This window comes from Metalysinibacillus jejuensis (assembly GCF_003057615.1).
Lineage (GTDB): Bacteria > Bacillota > Bacilli > Bacillales_A > Planococcaceae > Metalysinibacillus > Metalysinibacillus jejuensis.
Map to the genome: position 1 here is coordinate 1 of NZ_QAFW01000123.1, position 1406 is coordinate 1406.

The 1406-nt window shown below is 38.7% G+C and carries 1 protein-coding gene; it reads left to right on the forward strand.

The genetic code is table 11. The features are described 5' to 3' along the window. Window positions 1-135 precede the first annotated feature (135 nt). Window positions 136-1260 carry an IS4 family transposase gene (locus DDE80_RS14340; RefSeq protein ID WP_108308620.1) on the forward strand — a complete coding sequence of 375 codons (1125 nt, stop codon included), beginning with the start codon at window positions 136-138 and terminating at the stop codon, window positions 1258-1260. Window positions 1261-1406 lie beyond the last annotated feature (146 nt).

Here is a 1406-nt window from a genome sequence, read left to right on the forward strand (position 1 = left end):
CACTAGCGTCGCATTAAAATAATTCAACGCATCATATTAAACTGAATTTTCTGTCATATAATCCAGGCACAAAAAATCCTTTATACTGGTTGGGCGGTAGTAAACCATCCAAATCCAATACAAAGGACCATAAACATGGATAAGTTTACACGAAAAACATCATTTGAACAATGGTTTTCACCAATTTCCTCCACAAAACTTGAGGAATTGGTAGAAGCCTATCAATTAAATTACTATACAAAAAAGCTACACATTGCTTCATTCCTGAAATTATTCGTATTTGCACAACTCAACGAAACTGAAAGTCTGCGAGCTATTAGCGATACGCTGTTCTCGGACGACTTACAGAAAGCAACGAATCTAGAAGCGATTAGCTTTTCGCAATTAGGACGTCGTTTAAATCAAGTACCAACTGAGGTTTTACAACAGGTGTTTCTCGAATTAGTCATACAAATCCATGAGAAAACGTATTTCGAAAAGCGACGTAAATTGACAACACCTTTGAAAATTATTGACTCAAGTACGTTGCCACTGAACTTAAACAACCACAAATGGGCGGAATTCAGGAGAACAAAATCAGGTATTAAGCTTCATTTGCGCCTCGTTTACTTAGAAAAAGGATGTTCGTATCCAGACAAAGCCGTTCTGACGAACGCAAAAGAACACGATCGTGGCCAGCTAGAAGTTTTAGTAGATGACAAAGAGTGCATGTACGTGTTTGACCGTGGCTACTTGGATTACGAGCGATTTGACCGCATGACGGATGATGGTTATTTCTTCGTTTCACGCTTGCGAAAAAACGCTGTAAAGCGTGTAATCGAGCCGTTGGAACTGCCTGAAAATTCGTTTATGTTATCCGATGAAATGATTCTGATTGGCACAACACAAAATCGGGCAGAAAATGTCTTCCGCCTCATTAAAGTACTGGATTCAAAAGGAAATGAGCTTCACTTAATTACGAATCGTTTTGATCTAAGCGCTAACGAGATTGCCGAATTATATAAATCACGCTGGGCAATTGAGTTGTTTTTCAAATGGCTGAAGCAGCATTTAAACATTAAAAAGTTTTACGCACAAAGTGAGCAAGGCGTGCATAACCAAGTGTACATCGCGATGATTGTGTATTGCCTACATGTGCTGGCACAGTTGAACACGAACAGCTCGAAAACGTACTTAACAATTAGTCGTTTACTCAAAGCAGCACCGTGGAAATCGGCTTACTTGTGGATACGTAAAATTACTGGGAAGTCCGTCCCGTAAGGGGTATCTCGTTTCTGACGCACATGTCACAAGTTATAGTAAAAAAATGGATGATTACTACCTCTGTTCAAGTGTCTTTGTTTTTCTTCTGAAGTGAAAAATAAATAAAACAGAAAATTCTGTTAAAATTCATGCGACACTATTGA

Excerpts from the sequence above, each read along its gene's own strand:
- DDE80_RS14340 (WP_108308620.1), top strand. The coding sequence starts at position 136 with ATGGATAAGTTTACACGAAAAACATCATTTGAACAATGGTTTTCACCA.